This window comes from Acidiplasma sp. MBA-1, assembly GCF_000949015.1.
Classification (GTDB): Archaea; Thermoplasmatota; Thermoplasmata; order Thermoplasmatales; family Thermoplasmataceae; genus Acidiplasma; species Acidiplasma aeolicum.
The window spans coordinates 1-22,949 of the sequence record NZ_JYHS01000001.1 but is presented as its reverse complement, the minus strand read 5'-3'; the positions used below and the strand labels follow the sequence as shown (position 1 = coordinate 22,949).

Sequence of the window (22,949 nt, the reverse complement as noted above, 5' to 3'; positions counted from 1 at the left end):
TAAGAGCCATGGACATAGATAAAATCCATAATGATGGGGAGAGTATTAAAAAAATGCTTGATGATGCAGGCTATTATAAAACTCCAGAGGATTATAATCCGGATTTAGAAGATAACAATATAACCTTTTCCAATGCATATCCAATAAAGGCCTTTGAAAAATTTTTAGGCTATTATGATTCTGATAATAGAATAGCATATAACCCATCAATTTCAATGCATACTGATTTTTCATTCTGCCTTACAGCATGCAGGTACAGAAAAATTGGTTCAAAAGATACTGTTGTCCTTGATGGAGTCAGTAATGAAAAATATGATAAAAAGGCCAGATTCGCACTTAATTATTTTAAAAGGGAATATAATATAAATGGTTTCTTTGATTTTTACATAAAAAGGTATAGGAATTATGGAAATGCGAAGGGTTTAAGTGAATCGTCAGCTGTTGCAGCCTCAGCATCTAGGGCTTTAATAGCAAATGTCTTTGGTTCAGACGCATCAGAGGATAATGTTTTTGTCTCAAGATATGCACGCCTTGTATCTGGGTCTGGTACCAGGGCCGCACAGAATGGCATATCCATATGGCTTTCATATCCAAAAATGGAGTTAAAGGATTGCGCGGCATTTAATCTGGGCAAAAATAATACAAAATTATATTATGGCATATTTCCTAAATATAGTGATATACCAACGGACAATGCACATAAAATAGCAGTAAACTCATTATTTTATGAAAAATGGGTAAATGAAAAATATATAAATATAAAAAAACTTATTTTAAACAATTTCGATGTAAATGACATGCTAAAAATTGCCGAAAATGATATGCTAAGATTAAATTCGGTACTCTTCTCAGGGGGGCTTGTAATTCAAACGCCCGAAAGTATAAGGCTTTTGCATGAAATATTAAAGTTTAAGGCGAAAAATGATGGGCTTTACTTCACAGCAGATACGGGGCCATCAATAATGATCCTATCCTTTGACCATTCTTTAATAAAGGAGTTTACAGAAAACGTTGATGATTCTTATCTTAATGGTTCATACAATTTTAACGGATACAAGCAGAAAATGAATGATTTTACCAAGGAGGCAAATGAATATTTTATTAAAATTAATTAAATACAACATTTATTTAAAAAACAGTTATAAACCAAATTGACATCAGAAATTATGATGAGATTATTCTCAAGGGAACAGATTAAAATCATCTCCCTTGTATCCATGACAATAGGTATGCGTACTCTTGGTTTATTCATGGTGCTTCCCATTTTTTCAATATATGGGTCTATATTTACAAATTCATACATTCTAATAGGACTTGCACTTGGAGCATATGGAATAACCATGGCAATATTTCAGACACCTTTAGGAATACTATCTGATAGATATGGGAGAAAAAAAATAATGGCGGTTGGAATAATTACATTCATAGCCGGAAATTTGATCTCTGCATACCCGGTAAATATATACGGTCTGATAATTGGCAGACTTATAGAGGGTGCCGGTGCAGTTAGCTCTGCCGGTATAGCCCTTGTACATGAAAATGTTAGCCCAACAACCAGAAATATTTCCGATGCAATTATAGGAATATCAATAGGTTTCTCATTCATGATAGGCGTCATTATAGGTCCTTTGCTTTCAATAGTCATAAACTATTCAGGGATTTTTATAATAGCGGCAATTATAGGAGGTATTTCATTTATTCCCTTAATTATGATAAAAGAATCAAAAAAAATAAAAGAGTTCTCAGCAAATTCTGGAATAGATAAAAAATTAATGATTGTATCATTTATCAGCTTTTTTATTTATTTTTATATGATTGTATTTTATTTATACCTACCATATTTTTCATTAAAATATGTTCCAGTTTCGGGATTTTATAAGTTTTTGATACCAGCGGTGATAATAGCAGGAATAATAGGGCTTTTAATAGCAAGACCTGCAGATAAGAATAAAACAGTTTTCTTTTCATTAGTTTCTCTTGTTGTGCTTCTTATAAGCATTCCAGTATATTTTATGAACCCATTTATTAAAAATATATATTATTACTATCTTGCGGTAACGCTATTTTATTCAGGATATATAATAAGCGAGACAGTTTTTCCAACACTTATAACAAGGCTGGCCAGAAGGGACAGTTATGGTGGAAATCTTGGATTTTACACATCAATGCAGCATGCAGGAGTATTTTTTGGGGCTGTTATAGCAGGCCTGCTTATTATAAATATAAATAGGGATATACCTGTAATGGTTCTTTTAATTATTTCAATAGTATTTTCAATATTTATGCTCTATTATGTGACAAAATTCAGGGAGGTATATCTGGATACCCATTAATTATTTTAAATGGTATAAACATACTGATAAGTTAAAGTTAATATATTTTGAAATTATATAGGAATCGCAGAGGTTACCGAGTCTGGACAAAGGTGCCAGATTAAGGGTCTGGTTCCGAAGGGGTTCGCGGGTTCAAATCCCGTCCTCTGCATTTTTATAATATATTCCTATAATTTTATTAAATATGTAGTTAATATTAAACATTTATTAAATGATTTATTATAGGGTCAAAATGGATGTATACACTGCAATTAAAAAAAGGCGGGACGTAAGATCATGGTTCAGCAATGAAAAAATACCTGACGAAATTATATCAAAAATATTAATGGCTGGGAATTATGCACCGTCAGTTGGTTTATCACAGCCGTGGAATTTTATTATAATAAAAGATATTGATATAAGAAAAAAAATAAAATCCATTGTTGATAAAAAAAGAATTGATTTTTATAATTCATTGCCTTATAATAAAAAGAATAAATTTGAAAGGATAAAGATAGAAGGTATTTTGGAATCTTATATTAATATCGCTGTGACATGCGATTTCAGCAGGAAGGGCCCGGATATAATAGGTAGATCAACAATAAGAGAAACATCCGAATACAGTGTTGTTCTTGCAATAGAAAATATGTGGCTTGCTGCAAGATCTGAGAATATAGGCATGGGATGGGTCAGCTTTTTTGACCCAGAGGATGTTAAAGATGTCCTAAAAATACCAGAAAGTATAAAATTAATAGCATATCTTACACTTGGAAAATTAACAGAGGATCATGATATACCTGAACTTGAGGAAAAAAACTGGGAAAAACGGAATAATTTATCAGAATACGTTTTTATGGATAGATGGGGAAATAACCCTGATAAAAGCTTTTGTGATTTAATAAAAAATACAAAATTATAAATTTTTTGTATAATTATATTTCTATACCTCTCATTACCGAGCCCTACTAACACTGGATGTCTGGAATGCCTGTACTTCCTTCCTGGAATGATGGGATTTTCCAGATAAATTGTATATATGCCCATGAGGTGATATATATGAACCTTCTGATCCAAACGGCATGGATCCAAAAATCCCATGGAAACTACCAATCACTTGCCCATGCATGTGGGCAGATGCTACAGGATTCATGGCCACAGAATGTTAATGTATAAAATATAAAAAAGAAAAACCTAGTTGAATTAACAGAACCGCAATGTTATGTTAATTTCCACTGTCAGAACATGCTTACCGGTTACCGCGAGGAGATATTAACTTATGTATAACAATTACATGAGACTTAAACCCACCATGGCAACAAACTTATATGAAAATATAATATTAGTGGTTGTGACCTCCAGAATAATTCCAATTGCTTTAATAATTATATTTATTTTGGTATCAATAAATCCTAGCCATACAGGTTCTGGCGGTAACAGAATCCTAACAGAGCCAGATAAAAATGTAAAAAGTCAGATAAGCACAAATTATGCATATTCAAGAGAGCCTGCACCGATGGGGATAGCAGATTATGGGATTGGTTATAATAACGTTCCCTATGAATATAATACAACCTCATTTATGGGTATTGTAAATATTACTTATATACACACATACAACTCTTCCATAAATTCAACACTGCCTTTTGGTAGATATGGCATGTCTGTACAGTTGAATACAGTTATGAGATTTTCATCTGGTGAAAAAACCTACGTTTACTGGGCACAGAATGTTGCAGTAATAAATACATCAGATAATGAAATAGCATTTATAGATAATGTTTGGAATATGTCGTCACAGGATTCTGTAATGAAAAATTCAACAATTTCTGGAAACGGAAGCATTTATGGGAATGCATATATAGCTTCTGCATCAGAAGCACTACCCGGCAATTATAAAAATCTAAAAACACCATTTTTTATTAAATTTATAACTAATGTAACAGAGGTAAATGGAAGACCTGAGTTGATTTTTATGTATAATGATGGTTATGGCTGGGTAACATACGATTCACCAGAATTTAAATTTGTATCCGGTCTCACGGCAAAACCTGTTTTTACGGTTAATGGGTATAAATTAACCCCGTCAGATAATTATTACGATGCCGAACTTGTTCTCGGTGGACCTGGAAATGGAACAAAAACGGTTGATGAAAAATCAAATATTGAAATGTATCTAAAGTACTGGAATGGACATAATTACCAGATGATAACAAATGCCTTTAATTATGGTTCTGACACGCAGGAGGGGATATGCAATGTAACAGATACATATAAATTTAATAATGGTTTTATTTATGCCTCAGTTATTAATTCATCATCCAATAATGAATTGAAGCAGATCTATAATTTAAAGGATGTTACGCTTGTTAATATAAGTTCAAATCTTAAATCTGGATATATTAGTATAAATGGCACAATGCATCAATTTTTTAACTGTGATGCAAATCTGACACTGGCACCGGGATATTATAATATAACGGTTTATTCATCGAATCGCCAGGTTATTAAATCAGAATTTTATCAGTTAAGATCTGGTGAATACCTACATATATTTGCCGGGGCCTTTTATAAAATAATTTTAAATGAAAGCGGTCTTCCCGTAGGTACAAAATGGTACGTAAATTATACATACAGCACCTCGAATATATCAAATAGCATAATTATTATGCTAAAAAATGGCTATTATTCCCTTAACATTTCATCAGCAAATAAAGATTACAGACCAGAAAATTATACAATTAACATAAAAGTCAGTGGAAATAATCAAACTGTTAATATTACATTTATTCCTGTGCTTTTTAACATAAATATAATCGAACATGGTTTGGGTCCGGGGCAAAAATGGACAATAATAATCAATGGAACAAAGTATGAAACAACTGAAAAAAGTATAAGCTTAGATGAAATGAATGGTACGTATGAATATAAAATACCAGAAACTAATGGTTTTTATTCCTCAAATCCTACAGGTATAATAAGGATAATTGGGAATAATGTTACAATCAATATTTATTATCATAAGGGCATGGTTGATGAATTACAAGAATATTTATATTTATTCGTTGCAGGCATAATTGTTGCAGCATCAATATTTATTATATTTAAAAAAAGAAAGAGAAGATAGTCATGTTTATTTTTATATAGGTATAGGATTTTAAAATTCATTAAAAAATGATAATTTTTAACTTTAATTTGATTACAAATGCAATTTAATTAAAGATTTAATATTTTATTAAATCCATAACAAAAACTTAAATTGTTTTTCACAATTATATATGCATGCACCAGAATAGTGATATTAAAACACTTGCAGAATTGCTTGTCCACTCATTAAAATTATATGGTCACAATTTTATCTTTGGAACCACCGGAGCAGGTGAGGCGGAGATACAGGATGCCATCTCCAAGGAGGGGGATATTAAATGGATACAGGCACTCCATGAGTTCACAGCGGTAAGTTCAGCCGAGGGATACAGCCTTGCAAAGAATAAGACGGGAATAGCACTTGTGGATAGGATAGTTGGAACACAGAATTCAATTGGGGCATTATACTCTGCGTACATAAATATGGCCCCAATGCTTGTTTTCTCATCAAGGGATATCGCCGGAACCCATCTACTTAAAGACCCAACTGCACATTACTCATCAAAGCATTTACAAATTGTTGAGCCGTGGGTAAAATGGTCAAACAATTCACAGACAGAAAAAATGCTTGAAGAGGACCTTTCAAAGGCATTATTTATTACCCAGCTGGAACCAAAGGGAATATCATTTATTACATTGCGGCATGACCTTATGCAGCGGCGTTATAATGGTATAAAAATCAGAATTAAGAATTTTTATTACAATTACAGGGTTCCAGACGAAAAAACCATAGGTATAATATCAAATAAAATCCTTGAGGCACAGCATCCGGAAATATTTATTTCACATGCAGGAAGAAATCCTGAATATGTTGAAACCATGGTAAAATTTGCAGAGATGTTTGGTATAAAGGTGAGGGAGAGAAGGTATTTCATGAGCTTTCCACTAAGGCATCCGCTGCACCTTGGCTTTTCACCCAGAATGAAGCCACCGGAGCTTGGAAATGATGATCTTGCACTTTTATTTGAATTTGGAATACTACCCGGAAATAAGCTAAATGAAAATGTTGATGTTATAGACGTTTCAACAGATTTTGTTAGAAGGCGTGATATATACAGTGGTGGCGATTACGGTTCTTCAAACCTCTTTAATTCCATGGATATAATATGTGACCTTGGCCCGACCCTTGAGGTTATTATGAAGCATGCAAAAATACAGGGCAGTGACATGAATTTAATTAAGGAAAGAAGGGCGCGTATAGAGGATAAGCATAATAAATTAATGGAGGAAATAAAGGAATCGGCAAATAATGATATAAAATCAGGCAGGATCACAGCAAGCTCAATAGGCCATATTATAAACAGCAACTGGGAAAATGGGATGACCTTCATTAATGGAAGTATATCGCTAAACACAAAAATAAATCTGCAGATGGATTTACCGGAACCAGGATCTTACTTCAGCAATCCCAGTGGCCATTTGGGATCGCCTGTTGGTATGGCCTACGGCGCATTTCTGGCAAAAAATGAGGAGAATTATCTAAATGGCATAAGAAATTATAAACCGGTTATATGTATAACAGGTGATGGGGATGCCATATTCGGCAATTTTACATCTGCATTATGGTCTGTAAAGCATTATAATCTGGGTGTTGTGTATATAATATTAAACAATGGTTCATGGGCTGTTGAATGGCCATATTTTGAAAATACTATAGAGCGCATTGTTGCTGAAAAACATGATCATCAGTTTATTGACCTTGATTCACCAAGAATCAGCTATTCAAAAATGGCTGAGGCATTTAGCATTTCATCATATGATGTTAGAACACTCGAAGAGTTTGATTCTGCACTTAAAAATGCCATTAATGGTGCAAGAAGGGGTGAGCCTGCAGTTATAGACATAATTATGGATAAATTTAATCCATAACATGCATTTATTTTAAAATGTTCATTAAAAAAGTCTAAATATATGTAAATAATTTTTATAATATGGAAATCACAACATATAATCCTTATAATAATGAAGTACTTGGCAAATATAAGGTAATGGAACTTGATGAAATAAAGAAAATTATATCAAATCTTAATAATAATCAGAAGAAATGGAGGGAAAATATAGATTATAGAATAGATAAAATTAAAGAATCAAGGGGTAACTTTGAAAAAAACATGAATGACCTTGCAAAACTTATGTCATCTGAGATGGGAAAGCCAATAAGCCAGAGCATTGCAGAGGTTAAAAAAACACTATGGTTATTTGATTATTATATAGAAAATGCAAAAAATTTTCTTGCCAATGAGTATGTTAAAACTGAGGCAAAAAAATCATATATAAGGTTTGACCCGCTCGGAACCATTTTAATAATTATGCCCTGGAATTTTCCACTGTGGCAGGTTGCCAGGGCTGCAATACCGGCATTGCTTGCAGGTAATTCGGTATTACTAAAGCATGCTTCAATAGTTAGCGGTACATCATTGAAGATTGAGGAATTATTTAATCTGGATGTTTTTAGATCAGTTATTACAACAGGGGAAATCATAGACCAGGCAATACAGTACTCAGACGGCGTATCATTTACAGGCTCAACTGCTGCAGGATCAAAAATAGCATCCGAAGCTGCAAAGCACATTAAAAAATTTGTCATGGAGCTTGGTGGGTCAGATCCTTACATAGTCATAGACTCATCAAATCTTGAGAATGCGATTAAAAACAGTGTGTTTGCCAGACTTCAGAATAACGGCCAGAGCTGCATAGCCTCAAAAAGATTCATAATAAAGGACGATATTTATAATGAGTTTTATGAGGGAATGCTTAATGAATTTGAAAAGGTAAGAACCGGTGATCAGCTTGATGAAAATACCTATGTTGGACCATTATCGTCAGAGGCACAGAAAAATATAATATTAAAACAGGTAAACGAGCTTAAATCATATGGCGAGGTCATTGAAACTGGAAAAAATGAGGGGAATCTAATTAAACCAATGATTGTGAAACTTAATAAAGACTATGGCGAGGAGGTTTTTGGCCCCGTTGCCATGATAAAGAGCTTTAAAACAATAGATGAGGCAATAAAGCTTGCCAATGATACACCATACGGTCTTGGTTCATCCATTTGGGGGGATGAAAATGAGGCAGAAAAAATGGTACCTTACATGGATGCAGGCACGGTTTCAATAAATAAGATCGTGGCATCTGACCCAAGGCTTCCATTCGGTGGGACAAAGAAAAGTGGAATTGGAAGGGAATTATCAAGATATGGTATTCTGGAATTTACCAATATTAAAACTGTCTGGATAAATTAAGATACTTTAAATCTATTTTTTAAATATTTTATAAGTTAAATGTAAATGTTTTTTATACATTGATAAGTTTAAATTTGTTATTGTAATTTATAAAGAGGGAAAAGCCCGAGGGCAGCCCACGCCGAAAGGTGAGGAAAGTCCCCCCTCCACGGCAGACTGCTTCCAGCGAAAACTGGATTTCCGAGAGGAAAGGTAAAGGGACAAGAAATAATACGGTTCCTGCCTAAGGATGATTTGTAGAAATGACGTTTGCAGGAGTGCCGATGAGAACCCTCCCAGCAGGGAGCAAGTCTAAATTGAATCCGTGAACACTGCCGTGAGATTCAGGTAAGACGCATAGTCGAATGCTGCCAGCCGAAAGGTGAACAGAAGGGGGCTTACTCCGGGCATTTCCACTCTTTTATCAATAATAAAATAACTAGGCTGTTTGGCTTAGTGCATTATTGTGCCCTCTCAAACCAATATAAAGTAACATTGCAATAATGAATGATATGTAATAACTTATATCAACACCACCAAGGTACATTGAGGATATTATTCCACTGTACAAAAATCCCGGATTCATAAAAGGGGCTGAAACCATTAATGCTATTAAATAACTTGTAATGCCCGTTTTATTATAATCGTTTATTATTGAAAATTTTTTATTTTTGTTTATTATAAAGAAATCTGCTATTATAATACCAATCCATGGCGTTATCCAGTAATCCAGTATAAAAAGAAAATCCTCATAGAATAAATAAAATTTGCTGTAGGTTATTATGGCGGTTAAAAATGTAATAATACTTCCAATTATAACAACTGTTGATCTTTTAAATTTAAAACCAATAACCTTAAGGGATAATGAATTTGAATAAAGGTTTATTGCATCTGCGGCTATTCCACCCAAAAATAGGGCAAAAAGACCAAAAACACTGTATTTACCCAGGACAATTTGCATATCAATGGCGGGATTTCCATTGGGATTTAATGATAGAATGGCAACCAGCATGCCGGCAATTTCAGAAACAAATGCAGCAGAAAAACTTCCAAAAAATACATAGGGCACAACACTCTTTTTATCCTGTGTGTATCTTGAGTAGTCACCGGCGTACGGCGTCCATGATATTATATCTGAAAATGATGCGGCCAGGGTTATTCCAATTGCCACAGAATAATTTATATTTAATGGGTCATATGATGATATCATGCTATATTTTGAAAATGATATAAGGATTATGAATATAAATAAAAATGCAAGCACTATGCCCATAATTTTTTCAAATACAGCTATAACATGATGACCGGCATACGATAGAAGGAATATGGCAGCAGTGAGTATAAGGATGGAAATTACGGAATATACATGAAATAAAAGTGTAAATGCAAAGGCTGCTAGTACCAGATTAACAGTGGTCCATCCAATTGTGTTTAGCCATTGAAGCGATGATAAAAAATTTCCAAATTTTTTGCCAAAGGCCCGCTTCCCTGCAGACATCTGTGGAAGTCCGGTTCTTGGGCCGGTTATGGATATTATGCCAAGGAGTATGGAACCAAAAAAGGTTCCAGCAAATAATGTTATAATTGTATAATAAATATTTAAACCCATAATAACTGGTATAAATCCAACCGCAAAATCCCCTATTGTTAGATTTGAGGCAAACCATATTGGAAATAGTTCTCGTGGTTTTACAACCCTTTTATCCTCAGGTACCTCACCATAATCGTATATTTCGTTGTAATGTGAGGATTTTTCTTTCAATTCCCTTGGTTAATTTCTAAATTATTCATAAACCTTTTTAAAACTTTTTTATATTGTGTTATTCTATGTTTCCAGTAAATAATTCCTATATAGCACCTAAATATAAGGCTTCAACTCTTATAAATGTACCTATGTAGCAGGGGAATTTAAGCCTGTGGAGATTGATGCCCCTGCCTGAAAGATTAAAAATAAGTCCGTATGTAAGGGCAAGCGTGGTCGATGAATCATGAGGCCTCATTGCCATGGCGTTAGGTAAATCACTCTTTCTGAATGTGTTCTAACAAATTTTTCCCAGCCGGCACCTCCTGTGCCTCATCAATTATTATTATGTTGTTATCTGTTTTTTAATCAGTTTTTTGTATGCATTGTATATATCGTCAAAGTTTTTGATATTGTTTTCAAGACTTTTATCATCAAAATTTATAATTAATTTATCCTCTGGATTATAACCTTTATTAATAAATGATAAAGCAACCTGCAGTGATATGAATGATTTTCCGGATCTACGCAGGCCACTTTCCGTTACTATATTAATTTCGTTTAATATTTTAAGTATTTTGTTAATATAAAACTCCCTTAAAATACCTGTATAAGGCTTTTTATCCCGGAAATTGCAATATGATAGAATGCTGATAAATTCTTCATTGGAAATCAGTATGTCACATACGACATAATTTTATATGAATATTGTGTCACATATGACATACTATTTAAAAAATCCAAATGATAAATAAAAAATAAAATTAAGGCAATATAAAAATACACACAAATATCTAATAATAAAATATTATAATATTTGAAGCAATAGAGTGTTCCGACTTCTATGATTTGTTATCATTGTACTATGCTCCTAGCAAGTTTAAGGTTATTTTAGCATATTTTTTATATTTAGGCCTTCAAATGCCATTAAATTATGTTCTTTTATTAATTTATCCGATACTTTATACGCAACATTACCTATCTAACTTGATATTCCTGCCACTTTTTTTCTGAATTTTCTACGGTGTTAGGGTTCTTTATTTTCTTTGAAGGTATTATAGTGATCTTTTTTAATTTTTATACATAAATTTGATAAACCTACGTTCATTTCAATAATTTTTAATATTAATTAGAATTGATTTATAATGGAATGCGATGCCGCCGTGGCGTTAATAATTGATAATGATAATTTTCTGTTAATAAAAAGGGCAGATCTGGGAGACCCCTGGTCAGGGCAGATGGCTTTACCTGGAGGGCATAGGGAAAAAAGTGAGACCTGCTGCGATACAGCAGTAAGGGAAACCTATGAGGAGGTTGGAATAAAAATAAGAATAACAAAATATCTGGGCAATTATTTTACATTAAATAAAACATTGTCCGTTGCCGCTTTTTTAGCCGAATGTGTAACTAAAAATGTTAAAATTGATAACGAGGTGTCAAAATTTTTCTGGGTTGGATTCAGAGAGCTTAAAGAATATGATGGCACATTTAGGTATGGGTCTTATATAATATTTGGACTTACCTATAGAATTCTTAAGGATTTTTCAAATATGCATTAAACTGTTAAATTTTTTAATTTAAGCTCAAATTTTAATGTTCATAAATAATATTTTTATTAATTAAACATTTTAAAAAAATTTTAAATAACTAAAAAAGATTTTATAACCAAAAATAATCTGTATGAGATTAAAACGAAATTAAAAACATTATTTGAGTATGTTAAAATGGAACATACTGTATTCGATTTACCCTTCATTTTTGCAGGTGCCCTTATAGCCTCAAATGGGATTATAGAAATGTACAAATTCTTTATTATTTTATTTGTTGCCATCTCTGCAAGAGGAGCTGCAATGTCAATAAACAGGATACTTGGCCTAAAATATGATATAACCAATCCAAGAAAAAGGAACTGGGCTCTTGTGACGGGGGAAATAAATCTGCGGCAGGCCATTGCATTTACCTTAATGCTGGTATTCATTTTTGAGGGTTTAACATATTTATTAAATAATCTTGTATTTATGCTCTCACCAATTGTTTTAATATTTTTTATAGCAGATCCATTAATGAAGAGAGTTACAAGCCTGAGGCATTTATTTATGGGATTTACCATAGGACTGGGCATAATAGGTGGATACCTGGCTGTGAATCCAAATTTCCCGCCTGCGATTATATATTTAATGGTTGCAGGTTCAACATTCTGGATTGCGGGCTTTGATATTATTTATACAATACCTGATGAGGTATATGATAAAAAAAACGGTTTAAAAACAATCATCGTGAAATACGGTGTAAAAAAAGGCCTAATTATTTCATGGGTTTTCCATATATTTACAATAATTTTCTTTATTTATATAGCATTTATTGTTCATTCAATATATTATATTCTGGCACTGATACCAATAATAATTTTAATATTATATGAACATGTTGCCATACATGGAACAACACCGGAAAATGTAAGAAAGGTTTTCTTTAATCCAAACTCCATAATAGGATTTCTATTTTTAATAGGAATTTATATATCCCTTGTGGCATAAGATTTATTAATATATAAAATAGAGATTAATGGGGCCGTCCGAATTTGAATCGGAGTCACCAACACCCCAAGCTGGTAGGATACCAAGCTACCCCACGGCCCCTAGGTGCTGTATTTCACTTTAGAATATAAAAATTTTTAATTCTGGAAATTAAATAAAAAATTAACACTTAACATATAAATCTAATAATTTATTTTATAGAAAATATAGTTTTCATTTAAAGTGTTAAAATTTAAGTAGAAATGACCCATCATAGACCATGGAGATAATAACAAAAATTTTAGATTCAGAGGCATTACATGATAATCCCGTAAATGATAAACCACAGAGGGAGGTAACAATCATTGAAAACAGTCCTAAAGAAAATACGCCATTGCTTGTAGGACTTGCAGGTTTTTTTGGGTCTTCCAGGAGTTTTTTGAATAAAAGTTATACAAATATTGATTTTATGGATGTTTTAAATAAAATATCTAAAAAATACAGTTTCATAATTATACTGCCAGATACAATGACATACTTCAGGGGCAACCAGTATGTAAATTCTACTGCCGTTGGAAATTACAGCGACTTTATTACAAAGGATCTGATAAAGTTTCTATTTAAAATATATGGAAAACGCGATGTTTACCTCTTTGGAAAATCGTCAGGTGGTTTTGGCTCTATTTATAATGCATTGCATAATCCAGATATATTTTCAGGATTTATAGACATCTCCGGAGATTCATATTTTCATTATTCATATCTAAGGGATTTTCCTGTGGCATATAAAATACTTAAAAATCTGGGCATAAAAAAGTTTATGGAAAAATTTAATTCTGATTATATCCACAGCCAGGATGAGCTTACAGCAGAGAATATAATTGCCATGTCAGCCTTTTATTCACCCAAAAACACTGAAATTAACCTGCCATTTGATTTAAATGATGGTGGATTAAATGAGCACTGGAATGCATGGCTTAAATTTGATCCAGTTAATATTATTGATACATCTGGCATTTCCCTAAAAAATAAAAAGATAATACTTCAAACAGGTATTTATGATGAGTACAGCATAAACATAGGCATGAATATGATACACGAAAAACTCTCAATGCTTAACATTTCACATACATACAAGGAATATCCTGTTGGGCACTTTAATACAAATCATCTTTATTTAGAATCAATGCCTGAAATATTAAAAGACTATTAAAAATATAAATTAAATTTAAAAATTAGTATGATATAATTTCATCTATCAAATCTGCATTTGATAGTATCATCCTTCTGCAGCAGTACCTTTCTATTCCAAGATTATCCAGAATCTCAGATTTTTCTGCACCGGTTGGTTCATGACCGGTTTCATTTCTTATCCTTTTGGATTCCTCCACAAATTTTATGTAATCTGAGGCTATGACCCTGCCACAGCTAAAACATCTTACCGGTATTATCATAGACTCACCTGTATGATTTCTGCCTCTTTGCACGGGCACCATAACCCATTGGCTTTTTCGGCATCTTTCTTCTTATATCATTAACAAGCATGGTTCTATCATATGATCTTAATGTATTTTCAAGCTCATGATCATCGCTGAAATACTGAACTATTCCCTTGGAAATTGCAGTTCTGCATGCATCTGCCTGCCCTGTATTTCCACCACCGTGCACTTTTATTTCTATATCTATTTCACTGGCACGGTCTCCGAGGATTTTTAATGGCTCCATCATTTTGTTTCTTAGCAGTTCTATGGGGTATAATTCTATTGGAACACCATTTATGAGAACCTTACCGGTGCCTTTTTTTGTAACGGCCCTTGCTATTGCCGTTTTTCTCTTACCTACTGTTAAAACCTCACTGCTCATTTACTTCACCCAATATTTTTGATATTTCACCAAGTGTTATAAAACCAGTTGCATTAATATTTATAGCCCTATCTACCTTAATAAAATCATTGTTCTGCAATGATTTTGGTATATTTGAGTATACAGTGCACCTCTTAAATGCTTCAAGGCCATGGGATGTTTTTACAGGAAGCATGCCCCTTATTGCACGCCTTAATATTGCATCTGGTGTTTTGGGATAATAAGGCCCTTTTCTTACGCTTCCTATATCCCTTCTATGATTAAATTTGTCAAGGATGTAACTCCTTTTTCCTGTTATAACAACCTTTGACGCATTTACTATTGTAACCTCCTCGCCCTGAAGTAACTGCTTTGCAACATATGCGGAAAGTCTTCCATAAATATGATTTTCAGCGTTTATATATATCATTTAAATCACCTTATTATTTTTATTCCAGTACCCTTTGGATTTTCATTTGCAAGATCCTGAAGATCTACATACTCGGCACCTGCGGCCTCAAGTTTTGCCCTGGCCTTTGGAGATGCCTTTAATGCAGCAATTTTAATTTTTTTGTTAAAGATACCTGAGGATAATAAAAATCCGGGTATAACTATAACATCACTGTCATTAACCAGGTCATTCAACTTTCCAAGGTTTACCTTTGCATAATTTCTGCGTGAGGAACTCAATCTTAATGCTATGTCCCTCCAGAATGGGGAACCACTCTCGCGCGATCTTTCAAGCAAACCTGTTATTATGTTTACAATTTGAATGCTTGTCTTTCTCTCTACTTTGATCGACATGGCTCTATATTGATAATTAATTAATAAATTTATTGAATTTAAGTAAGGTGTTTTCCCTTTGGCTCCGGTGCAAGTAAATATGTAACGGTAAAACCAGTGATTTCGAAAATTATCAGGAAAATTAAAACATATTTGAATGGAAGGCTAAAGAGTATTATGGGGAATGCAATTGTACCAAGTATTGCACCTATTCTTGAAACAGATGTGGCGAATCCCATTGCAGTTCCCCGTATTCTAGTTGGGAATATCTCAACAGGATAATCGTAGGTAAGGTTTGTTGGACCTATATTATGAAATAAATGCATTATGGCAAAGGCCATAAATGTAAATATTAAGGTGAATGCTATGTAATTCGTTAGAATTGCGAAAACAATCAATGAAATGGCAGCACCGCCAAAACCAAGTATTTCCAGACTTTTTCTGCCTGTTTTTTCAACAAGGTACATGCATATAAGAAAACCTATAAAAACAGGTAATTCTTCTAAAAGTGTGGCAAGTACCACAAGGACTATATTTGAACTGCTATATGCAAATGCCGAGGGTGTATATTCCCATACACCATAACTTGAAACATCATAAGAAAACCATGCAATTGATACAAAAACAGTTGAGGCAAGATATTTTTTACTAAATAGATTTCTTATTTTTGAATCACCCCTTTCCACATCGGGTATTGAATCTATATCAAGGCCTGCAGACGAGGCAACCGCCTTGGATGATTTTAACGCCTCTGTTTTGTTGCCATTTTTACTGAGCCAGAATGGACTCTCCGGAAGATTCCTTCTGGAAAATATTACAATAACCGGAATCACAGTAGCGGTTATATAAAGGAGTCTCCAGTTTAACATGGATGGTGTATAAAGAATAACAGGTATGGAAACAAGCAATAATGCCACGCCACCAAGGGTCCATGAAAAGATATTAAATACAAGAAGTTCGCCTCTTTTATTTTTGGGAGAAAATTCTGCCTGTATGGAGGAACTTATTGGGTAGTCAGCGCCTATTCCAATGCCTGTAAAAATCTGGAATATTATAAATTCTATTATATTTGTTGATAATCCGCTTAATAAAAGGAATATTACTGTAATTACAAGATCATATTCATAGAGCTTTTTTCTGCCAAAGCGATCAGAAAGATTCCCAAGAACAATGCTTCCAAAGAACATTCCAATAAATAGGGATGAACCCATAATGGCGATGTAATATGCATAATATGGGGATGTAATTATGCCAAAATACTGCTTCATATAAAGGATTGCTATTGAATATATTGTTAATACATATCCATCCATAAAAATTCCCATGGAGGAAAGCATTGTTATCTTTAACAGGTATGGCGTAACTGGCAGATCATCTATTTTTCTATTTGATGTTAGCATTTTCCTTACGCTAGTTATAAATGCATAACCGATTGATAAACTTTATTCATGCGTTTTATTTTCCAGACGGTTTATGATCTGTCTTAGTATTCCCATTATTTTGTAAAATTCAGATTCTGTTATCTGGGCACGGCCAATGATTTTATTAAGCATTGTCATAAGTATGTTGATCTGAAAATCCTTGTAATCCACTAAGGTTAACAAATATTCGATTCTGGACATTAAAACATTTAAATTTTCGGAGGTTATAACATCTTTAGCCTCTATAACATTTGTTTTATAGTATCTCACAATCATTTCATATAAAATAATCGCAACTGCATGGGATAAATTATAAACAGGATATTCGGGATTCCCTATAATTTTTATGAAAAAATTGCATTTATCCAGTTCAGAATTATGAAGACCGTTATCCTCACGGCCAAATACCAGTGCAACCTTCTGCCCGTTCAGACCATAATTATCCCAGAAGTATTCTGGTGATACGGGGACACGCCTAAATTTGTTCCCTGATTTTGAAACATCTGATGTTCCGGCAATTATATCAAAACCTTTAATGGCCTCTTCAAATGTATTATATATTTTTGCATTTTTTAAAATGTAATCACCATGCATGGCGCGATGCATGGCCTCCTCATCAGGTATAGTCTTAATTATTCTTAAGTCTGTTAAACCACTATTTGCCATGGATCTGGCAACTGCGCCAATATTTCCCTGATATTTTGGTTCAACAAGGATTACTGAAATAAGATTTTTAATGTCCATTATTGCTTTTCTTTAACTTCCTGATTCTCGGAGGTGCCATTATTTTCTTCCTTATTTTCTTCCTTTTTCTCTGATTCCTGAACTTCCTCAGATTTCTTTTCCTCCCTCTTGTAAAGCTCTTTAATTATTGTATCCTTATCAGGTATGTATTTTCTTATGTCGTTTGCTATTCTATATTTTGAATCAAGCCAGTTAACATCAAATTTTGCCTTTTCAGGTATTTGAATATTTATTATATCATTTTCTAATGATACCTCAAATTCATCGGCGTCACTGTACTCCATATCTATTATGGCCTTTACCTTTTCAGATTCGTCAGTAATAACCTTTTTAATTTCGTATTTATAATACAGATCCTTACCTGCAAGTTCATGATTATAATCAATAAGCACCCTGCCCGGGGTAACTGATATTATCCTGCCAATTTTGTTGCCAATATTAACCTCCTTGCCGACCTCTGGTGTTATATTATTCCTCTGGAACTCCCTCATTGGAACAACCTTAATATTTTTATTATCCCTGAGGCCATATGCATCCTTTGCCGGAACAACAACCTCATATTCCTTTCCTATTTCGGCATTTTTAAATGAGTCATTTATTGCCTTAAACATGCCCTCGCTACCAATAATTAATACAACATCCTTGTATTTCTTCTTATCATCGAAAATATTCTCTGCCTTCGCAACATCTTCCTTGCTTGTTGATATTAATTTTTTGTCTGGGCCAGCCCTCATCTCGTAACTAAGTTCTATGAAATCACCATCATTCATTAACAATCACCGATAAACTTACTGTTTGAGATTAATTATTTATATATATATTTATTGAAAAAATCAGGTTTACCTTCTTAAGTTTGGTTTCATTTAATAATTTAATCAAAATTTTTTATTATCTATGCATTAATATAAACATTAATAAAAGAAAAGTAACCTCAACATTTTTATGTTTATATAAACGTTTTTATATTGAATAGTAATAAAAACTTATGCAGATATATATAAATGGTGAGTGGAGGGATTCATCAAGCAAGGATGTTTTAAATAAATATAATCCTGCAAATGGCCAGGTTATAGATACATTTCCAGCAGCAACAAAGACAGATGTTGATGATGCAGTTGATGCGGCAGAGGATTCGTTTGAGGGGTGGTATAATCTTGGGACCTCTGAGCGTGCAAAGATATTGTTTAAGGCAGCACATCTCATAGCCCAGAACAGGGAAGAGCTTGAGAATTTATTAATGCTTGAGGTCGGGAAGATAAAGAGAGAGGCTTCAGATGAGGTAGACGGCGTACTTGATCAGATAAACTATTATGCAGAATTTGAAAGAAAACTTACAGGCCAAATAGTTGAGGGTACAAATTCAAAAAGAAAGATATTCCAGTATAAGGTTCCCTACGGTGTTGTGGTTGCAATTACACCTTGGAATTTCCCTGCAGCAATGGTTGCAAGAAAACTCGCACCCGCACTTTTAACAGGAAATACAATAGTATTAAAGCCCAGTTCTGACACACCGTTAACAGCTGCATGGATTGTAAAAAAATTTATTGAGGCAGGTGTCCCAAAGGGTGTTTTAAATCTTATTACAGGAAAGGGGTCAGAAATTGGTGATTACATAGTTCAGCATAAAAAGGTTTCACTTGTAACAATGACCGGGTCAACATCCACAGGCCAGAAAATAATGCAGAATGCATCAAATAACATGGCCAAGCTTATACTGGAGCTTGGTGGTAAGGCACCTTTCATAGTCTGGAAGGATGCAGATATAAGGAGGACACTCAAATGCATTACATGGGCAAAATATCTTAATGTGGGACAATCATGCATTGCCGCTGAAAGGCTTTACATTCACGAGGATATATATGATGAGTTCATGAAAAAATTCCTGGAGGTCACAAAAAGAATTAAAATAGGCAATCCAGAAACAGCTGACCTCGGGCCATTAATAAATAAGTCCGCACTTAAAAATATTCAAAGCGTTGTTGAGAATGCCAAGGAAAGCGGGTACAAAATACTTACAGGCGGAAATGTACCAAATCTTGAGGAACCATATAGGAATGGCTACTTCTTTGAACCCACGGTTATTGAGGATGTTAACCAGGACTCTCCAATATTCCAGGAGGAAATTTTTGGACCTGTTATAGGAACCGAAAAAATCTCAACAACAGATGAACTTTATAGAAAGGCAAATGATTCAAAATACGGACTGGCTTCTTATTTATTCACAGAAGACCCAGAATTAATGCTTGAGGCCTCAGAAAAAATAAGATTTGGAGAACTTTATATTAATATGCCAGGCCCTGAGGCGTCACAGGGATACCATACAGGTTTCAGGATGACAGGACAGGCAGGTGAGGGGAGCATTTTTGGTATTAATGAATACCTTAAAGTAAAAAATGTATATATTGACTATTCCAGAGGAGACCTCAAAATAAATACTGTAAGGGATTCCCTCTTTGATAATTTATAAATTTTTTATATATTTATATATATGTAATTATACCGGTATCTGAATCAACATTTATTTCCATGTCAGGCATAATATTGCTGCTGAATTCTGTATTATAAACAAGTGTGATGTTATTATTAATGAAATAATCCTTTATTCTTTCGCTCACACATGACCTGAATATAACAGCATCAAATTTTGTATATTCTGCATTCTTATCATATGAATCTGCTATAAGAATATTCCCTGAACCATTGCCAGTGTTAATTTTCCCCTTTATACTTTTTCCAACAGCATAGCCCCTGCCCAGAAATGCGCCTATATTTAGCACCTTAATATCATTTGTTCCACCAAATATAAGCGATGGTGATCCAGATATAACAATGGTTTTTTGCCCTGCCCTGAGAATATTCTTGGAGGATAGTTCGTTAATAATATCATAAATATTATTTGAGTTCACGTAATTCTTGGGAACCACCACAGGTATAACCCCACGAAGCAGATTTAATGCCTTTGCCAGATTTTCGGAAGTTACCACAGCGTATATATCCTGTTCTGGCCTTATTGATGAAATTATTCTTGCAGTATGACCTGATTTTGTCAGTGCTATAATTGAGTTTATATCCACGCCCTCAACTATACGCCTTAACCCGAGAGATATTGAGAAGGCAAGGCGGTCCGTAAATATCGTTTCTGGTTCTGAAAAACTTAACTTATGGGACTCAACAAATTCTGATATGTCGCTCAGGTATGAAACTGCCTCCACAGGATATTTCCCTATTGCAGTTTCCTCTGAAAGCATTAAGGCATCTGTATCATCCAGAATTGCATTTGTAACATCTGAAACCTCTGCCCTTGTTGGCGAATCGGCATTTACCATTGATTCAAGCATCTGTGTGGCAACTATTGTTGGCACAGCCTTTCTGTGTGATTCCATAATAATTTTCTTCTGGGCCATGGCAACCTCCTTTAAAGGAAGTTCCACGCCAAGGTCTCCCCTGGCAACCATTATAAAATCAGAGGCATTAACAATGGATTCTATATTGTCATATCCCTTTTTTGTTTCTATCTTGCTTACAATGCTGGCTGAACTGCCGGACTCATATATATAATCCTGAAGATCGTATACATTTTCCTTCTGCTGGACAAATGAAAGTGCATAAAATGTTGCCCCGGACTTTATTCCCTCGCCAATAAAAATTTTATCTCTTTCTGTTATTGTCCCAAGATCTATATATCTGCCAGGGATATTAACCCTTGATGTATCGTGAATAATTCCTGAATCTAATGCCGTGGTGGTAATATCATTATCTTTTACAGAGAGTACCTTAAAATGAATTTTTCCATCATTTATTGCAATTACAGTTTCCTCATCTATATATTTTGTAATATCATGGTTTAATGTTATATCCGCATTTGTATTTGCAGATGATATAACATAATTTTTACCTGCCTCTATATTTATATAACCGCTCTTGAATAAACCTGTTCTAAGTTCCGGGCCCTTAAGGTCAACCATAATGCCTATTTTGGTATTTAGGTCGGAATTTATTTTATTTAAAAGCTTGCTGACACTTAATATATAGCCAGGTTCAATGTGCGCTGTGTTTATCCTTATAACTGATAAACCTTTTCTGGCCATATTTTTTAATATATTTTCATTAAAACTCGCAGGACCTATTGTGGCCACAATTTTAGTCTTTGGCATAACAATTTATTGTAACATCCATATTAATATTTATCCAATAGCCAGTATATAAGATAAATAGGTTATATAATAAATTATTAATTTTACAGGCCGGCAAGTTTTAATTTTTCTTTTAGTTTCTTTGCAGCCATTTTTGGATTTGAACTGTTCATTATGTATGAAACAACAACCACGCCACTGACAGGATACCTTAAAATCTCATCTATATTTTTGTCATTTATACCACCAACGGCAAAAACAGGCACATGAATGCCGTCCATATTTTTTAATAAATCAAGACAGCATATTTCGGCGTTCTTATTTGATTCACTTTTAAAGCATAAACCTGTGCTTATATAATCAACATAATCCTGATATTTGAGGGCCATTTCCCTTGAGCAGTGTACAGATATGCCAAAAATTTTATTTTTATATTTAGACCTGTATTCTCTAATTTTTTCTATTTCAGTATTGGATGCAAAATGTATGCCATCGGCATTTATGTTATCCATTAAACTTATATCATTAAATACTGTGAGTTTTTTGCCATAATCATCACAAAGTTTTCTGATTTTTTTACCATAATCAATGTTTTTTCCTGATGTGTCCATGTATTCAACTATATCAACCCCACCATTAAGTGAATCCTCTATAATGTTTAGCAGGTTAGGCTTATTATAATTATATGTCACAAGATAAAGGCCGGAAATAGATTTCATAAGTTTAATTATAAAATTAATATAATTATAGTTTTCGCAGAAGAATTATGAATTAGAGCTTTTTTTCAATAAAATAATTCTATCCCTAATAGCTTCTATAATAAACTCTGACCTGTTTCTATAACCAAGTTCAGGATGATCTTTTATCAGTTTTTCTATTTCTTTCAATAACTCATCTGGCACCTTAATTGTTGTGTAGGATGTGAGCTACCTCATGCCAAGGCAATGAGGCTTCCTGATTCATTGACCACACTTATCCTTACATACGGGCTTATATTAATCCCTTCAGGGACAGAGGTGAAGGTCTCCACAGGCGTAAATTCCCTATGATCCACAGGTACATTTATATTTAAATTAAGTTCATTAAAAT

General features: G+C 33.6%; 22 protein-coding genes, 2 tRNA genes and 1 other RNA gene. 12 read left to right on the top strand and 13 right to left on the bottom strand.

Annotated features, from left to right (window positions below):
* Positions 1–8: 8 nt before the first annotated feature.
* The 8 genes from TZ01_RS00115 (at position 9) to rnpB (ending at position 9,093) form a co-directional block, all read left to right on the top strand.
* A complete protein-coding gene (locus tag TZ01_RS00115) occupies positions 9–1,115 on the top strand; it encodes a mevalonate 3,5-bisphosphate decarboxylase (RefSeq protein WP_048100791.1) in 1,107 nt (368 codons plus the stop codon).
* 36 nt (positions 1,116–1,151) lie between these two features.
* Positions 1,152–2,333, top strand: a complete 1,182-nt coding sequence (locus tag TZ01_RS00110; RefSeq protein ID WP_231563381.1) for an MFS transporter — start codon at positions 1,152–1,154, stop codon at positions 2,331–2,333.
* A 66-nt stretch (positions 2,334–2,399) separates the two neighbouring features.
* Positions 2,400–2,484, top strand: a tRNA-Leu gene (locus tag TZ01_RS00105).
* Between the two features lie 81 nt (positions 2,485–2,565).
* Entirely contained in the window at positions 2,566–3,231 is a 666-nt protein-coding gene (gene bluB, locus TZ01_RS00100; protein ID WP_048101316.1) for a 5,6-dimethylbenzimidazole synthase, read from the top strand.
* A 357-nt stretch (positions 3,232–3,588) separates the two neighbouring features.
* Positions 3,589–5,436 carry a thermopsin gene (locus tag TZ01_RS00090; protein ID WP_082180407.1) on the top strand — a complete coding sequence of 616 codons (1,848 nt, stop codon included), beginning with the start codon at positions 3,589–3,591 and terminating at the stop codon, positions 5,434–5,436.
* Between the two features lie 155 nt (positions 5,437–5,591).
* Positions 5,592–7,325, top strand: coding sequence for a thiamine pyrophosphate-binding protein (locus TZ01_RS00085; RefSeq protein WP_048100787.1), 1,734 nt, complete (start codon positions 5,592–5,594; stop codon positions 7,323–7,325).
* Between the two features lie 62 nt (positions 7,326–7,387).
* A complete protein-coding gene (locus TZ01_RS00080; RefSeq protein WP_048100786.1) occupies positions 7,388–8,701 on the top strand; it encodes an aldehyde dehydrogenase family protein in 1,314 nt (437 codons plus the stop codon).
* Between the two features lie 99 nt (positions 8,702–8,800).
* Positions 8,801–9,093, top strand: an RNA gene (rnpB, locus tag TZ01_RS09160) — RNase P RNA component.
* Between the two features lie 26 nt (positions 9,094–9,119).
* Here the strand turns inward: rnpB and TZ01_RS00075 are convergent.
* Together TZ01_RS00075 and TZ01_RS09490 are read right to left on the bottom strand one after the other, a co-directional pair.
* Positions 9,120–10,442 (bottom strand): cytosine permease, encoded by a 1,323-nt coding sequence (locus TZ01_RS00075; RefSeq protein WP_052656646.1) that lies wholly within the window; start codon positions 10,440–10,442, stop codon positions 9,120–9,122.
* 85 nt (positions 10,443–10,527) lie between these two features.
* Entirely contained in the window at positions 10,528–10,686 is a 159-nt protein-coding gene (locus TZ01_RS09490) for a hypothetical protein (protein WP_156150260.1), read from the bottom strand.
* An 880-nt stretch (positions 10,687–11,566) separates the two neighbouring features.
* On the opposite strand from TZ01_RS09490, the gene TZ01_RS00070 reads away from it, so the two are divergent.
* Together TZ01_RS00070 and TZ01_RS00065 are read left to right on the top strand one after the other, a co-directional pair.
* The gene (locus TZ01_RS00070; protein ID WP_048100785.1) at positions 11,567–11,980 is read left to right on the top strand and encodes a CoA pyrophosphatase; all 414 of its coding nucleotides are present in this window, start codon (positions 11,567–11,569) and stop codon (positions 11,978–11,980) included.
* An 84-nt stretch (positions 11,981–12,064) separates the two neighbouring features.
* On the top strand, positions 12,065–12,958 hold the full coding sequence (locus tag TZ01_RS00065; protein ID WP_330218491.1) for a UbiA-like polyprenyltransferase: 894 nt from the start codon (positions 12,065–12,067) through the stop codon (positions 12,956–12,958).
* A gap of 29 nt (positions 12,959–12,987) precedes the next feature.
* Here TZ01_RS00065 and TZ01_RS00060 read toward each other — a convergent pair.
* A tRNA-Pro gene (locus tag TZ01_RS00060) sits at positions 12,988–13,060 on the bottom strand.
* A gap of 157 nt (positions 13,061–13,217) precedes the next feature.
* Here TZ01_RS00060 and TZ01_RS00055 point away from each other — a divergent pair.
* Positions 13,218–14,150, top strand: a complete 933-nt coding sequence (locus TZ01_RS00055; RefSeq protein ID WP_048100783.1) for an alpha/beta hydrolase-fold protein — start codon at positions 13,218–13,220, stop codon at positions 14,148–14,150.
* Positions 14,151–14,172: 22 nt separating this feature from the next.
* On the opposite strand, the gene TZ01_RS00050 is transcribed toward TZ01_RS00055, so the two are convergent.
* Genes TZ01_RS00050 through TZ01_RS00020 form a run of 7 tightly spaced genes read right to left on the bottom strand, consistent with a single transcriptional unit; the run spans position 14,173 to position 18,497 of the window.
* Positions 14,173–14,391, bottom strand: coding sequence for a DNA-directed RNA polymerase subunit N (locus TZ01_RS00050; protein ID WP_048100782.1), 219 nt, complete (start codon positions 14,389–14,391; stop codon positions 14,173–14,175).
* A 4-nt stretch (positions 14,392–14,395) separates the two neighbouring features.
* Positions 14,396–14,800 (bottom strand): 30S ribosomal protein S9, encoded by a 405-nt coding sequence (locus TZ01_RS00045; RefSeq protein WP_048100781.1) that lies wholly within the window; start codon positions 14,798–14,800, stop codon positions 14,396–14,398.
* Positions 14,790–15,209, bottom strand: coding sequence for a 50S ribosomal protein L13 (locus TZ01_RS00040; RefSeq protein ID WP_048100780.1), 420 nt, complete (start codon positions 15,207–15,209; stop codon positions 14,790–14,792). Before TZ01_RS00040 ends, TZ01_RS00045 begins: the two co-directional genes overlap by 11 nt.
* A gap of 5 nt (positions 15,210–15,214) precedes the next feature.
* Entirely contained in the window at positions 15,215–15,583 is a 369-nt protein-coding gene (locus TZ01_RS00035; protein ID WP_048100779.1) for a 50S ribosomal protein L18e, read from the bottom strand.
* Positions 15,584–15,621: 38 nt separating this feature from the next.
* Entirely contained in the window at positions 15,622–16,962 is a 1,341-nt protein-coding gene (locus tag TZ01_RS00030; RefSeq protein WP_048100778.1) for an MFS transporter, read from the bottom strand.
* A 42-nt stretch (positions 16,963–17,004) separates the two neighbouring features.
* The gene (locus tag TZ01_RS00025) at positions 17,005–17,727 is read right to left on the bottom strand and encodes an RNA methyltransferase (protein WP_048100777.1); all 723 of its coding nucleotides are present in this window, start codon (positions 17,725–17,727) and stop codon (positions 17,005–17,007) included.
* Positions 17,727–18,497 carry a peptidylprolyl isomerase gene (locus tag TZ01_RS00020; RefSeq protein ID WP_048100776.1) on the bottom strand — a complete coding sequence of 257 codons (771 nt, stop codon included), beginning with the start codon at positions 18,495–18,497 and terminating at the stop codon, positions 17,727–17,729. Before TZ01_RS00020 ends, TZ01_RS00025 begins: the two co-directional genes overlap by 1 nt.
* A 215-nt stretch (positions 18,498–18,712) precedes the next feature.
* Between TZ01_RS00020 and TZ01_RS00015 the strand changes: the two genes are divergently transcribed.
* Positions 18,713–20,194, top strand: coding sequence for a D-glyceraldehyde dehydrogenase (locus TZ01_RS00015; protein WP_048100775.1), 1,482 nt, complete (start codon positions 18,713–18,715; stop codon positions 20,192–20,194).
* 13 nt (positions 20,195–20,207) lie between these two features.
* Here TZ01_RS00015 and pyk read toward each other — a convergent pair whose 3' ends face one another.
* From pyk to TZ01_RS09330, 3 genes are all read right to left on the bottom strand, one after another.
* Positions 20,208–21,881: a pyruvate kinase gene (gene pyk / locus TZ01_RS00010; RefSeq protein WP_048100774.1), complete on the bottom strand. Its 1,674-nt coding sequence runs from the start codon at positions 21,879–21,881 to the stop codon at positions 20,208–20,210.
* Between the two features lie 83 nt (positions 21,882–21,964).
* Entirely contained in the window at positions 21,965–22,579 is a 615-nt protein-coding gene (locus TZ01_RS00005) for a thiamine phosphate synthase (protein ID WP_048100773.1), read from the bottom strand.
* A 45-nt stretch (positions 22,580–22,624) separates the two neighbouring features.
* Complete coding sequence (locus TZ01_RS09330; protein ID WP_084802321.1) at positions 22,625–22,762, bottom strand: CopG family ribbon-helix-helix protein; 138 nt, start codon at positions 22,760–22,762, stop codon at positions 22,625–22,627.
* Positions 22,763–22,949: the final 187 nt, after the last annotated feature.